Raw genomic sequence first — 4,091 nt, 5'->3', positions numbered from 1 at the left:
TTTGCCGGGGTGCTGGCGGCGTTTCGCGTCCACCTGCTCGCGCTGTTCGAGCGGCGGCTGTTCGCGCGCATCGTCGCGGAGATCACGCTGCGCGCGGTCCACGCACAAAACCCCTTCTTCGCCGACGCGCGCAGCGGTGACCTCTTCAACCGCTATTTCGACCTGATGACGGTGCAAAAGACGCTGCCCAGCCTGCTGATCGGCGGCTTCACCATCGTGCTGCAGGGCGTGGTGGGTCTGGTCGTCACCAGTTTCTACCACCCCTTCTTCCTCGCTTTCAACGTCGTGCTGGCGGTGGTGCTGTTCCTCATCTGGCAGATCTGGGCCTCGGGCGCGATCCGCAGCGCGGTGGCCAAGAGCCATGCCAAACATGCCGCGGCGCACTGGCTGGAAAGCGTCGGCGGGTCGAACGGCTTCTACAAGTCGAGCCGCCATGTCGATTTCGCGATGGACCGGTCGGAGGCGGTGACCGCCACCTATGTCGCTGCGCACCGGCGGCACTTCCGCTATACCTTCGCGCAGACGCTGGCGCTGCTGTTCGTCTATGCGCTGGCCAGCGCCGCGCTGCTGGCGCTGGGTGGCTGGCTCATCATCCAGGGCCAATTGTCGATCGGCCAGCTGGTCGCGGCGGAGCTGATCCTGTCGGGCGTCTTCTACGGCATCGCGCAGTTCGGCCCGTATCTGGAAACGCTGTACGATCTTGCCGCCGGGCTGGAGGAGCTGTCGCTGTTCTGGGCGGTGCCGCAGGAGGAGGGCAGGGGCGATGGCGAGGGTCCGGCCAGCGGCGCGATCCGCTTTGCCCATGTCGAACATGACGGCCACCGCTTCGACTTCGAGATCGCTGCCGGCGAACAGCTGGCGGTGGTCGCGGCGCCCGGCGTCGAGCGCACGCTGGCGATGCTGCTGAAGCGCCACCAGGCGGCGAAGCGCGGCCTGGTCGTCGTCGGCGGGCGCGAGATCAGCGGCTTCGACACCTATCGCCTGCGCGCCGAGGTGATGGTGCTCGACCGCCCCAGCTTCGTCGAGATGCCGGTGCGCGACTATCTGCGGCTGGCCGCGTCCGGCGATACCGCCCGGATCGTCGAGGTGCTGGACATGGTCGGGCTGAGCGAGCGGCTGAGCGTCCTGCGCGATGGGCTGGACACGGTGGTTTCCACCTCCGGCTGGCCGTTGTCGGTCGGGGAGCTGATGGCGCTGAAGCTGGCCGCCGCATTGCTCGCCAAGCCCAAGCTGCTGGTGTTGTCGCCGCTGTACGATCTGTTGCCGCCCGAGCGGGTCGATGCAGCCCTCGCCCGGCTGCGTGGCGAGACGACCGTGCTCCAGTTCACGCGCCGGCCGGAGGGGCTGGTGCGCGACGGCGCGCTGTGGATGGGCGCGAGCGAGCAGCGCCGCTGCACCGATATCGACGCGCTGATCGCCATCGCGAGCGAGGGAGGCAGCCTTGCCCTTTCGGTCTGACCATATCGTCCACTTCCCGACGCTGGCGAGCATCCGCCCGCCACGCGCGACGCGCGTCTTCGCCTGGCTGATCGCGGTGACGCTGTCGGTCGTGGCCGCGATCCTGTTCCTCGTCCCCTGGGTGCAGACCTCGGCCGGCACCGGGCAGGTCGCCGCGCTCGACCCGGAGGATCGCGTGCAGGATGTCACCGCGCTCGTCCCCGGCCGGGTGGAACGCTGGTTCGTCCGCGACGGCGATCGCGTGCGCCGCGGCGATCCGATCGCGCGGATCGTCGACAATGATCCCAACCTCCTCGCCCGCCTCGCCGCCGAACGCGCGCAGGTGCTGGCGGAAATCGCCGCCGCCGAACAGGCGATGGCCGTGGCGCAGATCGACGTCGGCCGCTCGGGCCAGCTGCTTGCGGAGGGGCTGGCCGCGCGGCGCGATTATGAAGCGTCGCAGATCAAGGTCGCCGATCACCGCGCCAAGCTGGCCGAGGCGCGCGCGAAGCTCAGCCGCGTCGACGTCACGCTCAACCGCCAGTCGGCGCAGACCGTGCGTGCCCCGCGCGACGGGCGGATCCAGTCGATCAATGCCGGCGCCGGCGCGACCCTGGTGGCGGCCGGCGAGCGGCTCGCGACGCTCGCGCCCGAGGCGCCGGTGCGGATCGTCGAGCTGATGGTCGACGGCCGCGACATTGCCGTCATCCGCCCCGGCCGGCCCGTCCGCCTCGCCTTCGAAGGCTGGCCGGCGATCCAGTTCAGCGGCTGGCCCTCGGTCGCGCACGGCATGTTCGACGGGCGCGTACGCTCGATCGACCCTTCCGCACAGGCGACCGGCCTGTTCCGCGTCCTGGTCGAACCGATGCCGGGCAAATTGCCCTGGCCCGACACCGATTATGTCCGGCTGGGCGCCAAGGTGCGCGGCTGGATCCAGATGGAAACGGTCAGCATCGGCTATGAGCTCTGGCGCCAGCTCAACGATTTCCCGCTCGAATTCCGGCGGCCCGGCGATGAGACAAAGGGGGTTGCGCCGGACCCGGTGGTCAAGGTGAAGAAATGATCCGCCTGCTCTGGATCCCCATGTTCTGGATCCTCGCCGCGCTGCTGGTCGCGGCGCCCGCCGCGGCGCGGCCGCTGACGCTGGACGAGGTGCTGCGCTCCTCGGCCACGCACGCGCCCGCGATCCTCGAGGCGATGACGCGGGAGCGGCAGGCCGACGGTCGCCGCCTGTCGGCCGAGGGCGCCTTCGACCTCCTGTTCGAGGGCGAGGCGCAGTCCCGCGCGCTCGGCTATTATGACGGCACCGTCATCGCGGGGCGGGCGACGCGTCCGCTCGCCACCAACGGCGGCGCGCTCTACGGCGGCTACCGCGTCTCGCGCGGCGACTTCCCCGTCTATGAGGACAAGGCGTTCACCAACCGGCTGGGCGAGGTGAAGGTCGGCGCCGTTTTCTCGCTGATGCGTGACCGGCTGATCGACGAGCGCCGCGGCCGGCTCGAGCTCGCCGATGGGGAGATTGCGCTGGCCCGGCTCGATCGCGAAATGGTGGCGATCGGCGTTCAGCGGCGCGCGATCGACGCTTATCAGACCTGGGTCGTCGCCGGCCGGCGGGTCGCGGTCTATCGCGATCTCCTGGAGCTGGCGACGAAGCGACAGGCCTCGATCGAGCGGCAGATCGCGCTCGGCGCCCGGCCGGAGATTCTGGGCACCGAGAACCGGCAGAATATCGTCCGCCGCCAGACCCTGCTGGTGCGCGCCGAGCAGGATCTCGACGCCGCCGCCAATGCCCTGTCCTTCTACCTGCGCGACGATCTTGGGGAGCGGATCGTGCCCGCCGCCGATCGCCTGCCGACCAGCTTCCCGGACCTGCGCCTGCCGCCGCTTGGCCCCAGCCTCGCCGGCCGGATCGAGCGCCCCGATCTGCAGACCATCCTGGTGCGGCTCGATCAGGTCGAGACGAAGCGGCTGCTGGCCGAAAACGAGCTGCGCCCGCGGCTCGACATACGCGCTGAGGCGGCCAAGGATGTCGGCCCGGTCGGCCTTGGCGGCGTGTCGCGCACGCCGCTGGAGGGGATCGTCGGCCTGCGTTTCTCCATGCCGCTCGAACGACGCACCGCGCGCGGCAAGATCGCCGAGGCCGCGGCCGAGGCCGACGGGCTGCAATTCCGCCGCAAGATGATCGAGGACCAGATCCTGGTCGAGGTGAACGGCCTCGCCATCCAGGCCACCGCCGCCGACCGCCTTGTCGCGCTCGCTGCCGACGAAACCGCGCTCGCCGATCGCATGGCAGAGGCGGAACGCCGGCGCTTCCAGCTCGGCGCAAGCGACTTCCTCGTCGTCAACCTGCGTGAGGAAAGCGCCGCCGACGCCCGCCTGCGTCAACTCGACGCCGAATACCGCCGCTCCGCCGCGCGCGCCGAACTCGTCGCCGCGACGGTCGACCGCAGCCAGTTGGGCCTCTGACCGCCGCCTTCTTCGCTGATCCGCTCCGCTTACCGTGACGGCGAGGCGTCACGGTCGACGCCCGCCACTGGCCACATGCCTGCTTTACATGTCCGGCAGGCTGGTTACGCCACCTGCATAAGCAAAAACAAAGGATGCGGTATGGGAGAGGTGCTGGGTTTCGACGAACAGCGGCTGGAGCAGGCGTC

The 4,091-nt window shown here is 70.0% G+C and carries 3 protein-coding genes; all 3 read left to right on the top strand.

All coding sequences use genetic code 11. From position 1 onward, the window contains the following. A partial coding sequence (locus XM50_RS00440) for an ABC transporter transmembrane domain-containing protein (RefSeq protein ID WP_046406437.1) occupies nt 1-1,458 on the top strand: 1,458 nt, incomplete at its 5' end. After that, the gene (locus tag XM50_RS00435; protein WP_046406434.1) at nt 1,442-2,500 is read left to right on the top strand and encodes an efflux RND transporter periplasmic adaptor subunit; all 1,059 of its coding nucleotides are present in this window, start codon (nt 1,442-1,444) and stop codon (nt 2,498-2,500) included. The genes XM50_RS00440 and XM50_RS00435, both read left to right, overlap by 17 nt. After that, nucleotides 2,497-3,903: a TolC family protein gene (locus XM50_RS00430; RefSeq protein WP_156167024.1), complete on the top strand. Its 1,407-nt coding sequence runs from the start codon at nt 2,497-2,499 to the stop codon at nt 3,901-3,903. The genes XM50_RS00435 and XM50_RS00430 overlap by 4 nt, the downstream gene beginning before the upstream one ends. Nucleotides 3,904-4,091 lie beyond the last annotated feature (188 nt).

The organism is Sphingomonas sp. Ag1 (genome assembly GCF_000980895.1).
Lineage (GTDB): Bacteria > Pseudomonadota > Alphaproteobacteria > Sphingomonadales > Sphingomonadaceae > Sphingomonas > Sphingomonas panaciterrae.
Note: the sequence above shows the minus strand (reverse complement) of the source record. Positions and strands in the feature narration are given on the sequence as shown.

Coding starts and splice junctions, on each gene's coding strand:
- XM50_RS00430 (WP_156167024.1), top strand. CDS start 2,497: ATGATCCGCCTGCTCTGGATCCCCATGTTCTGGATCCTCGCCGCGCTG.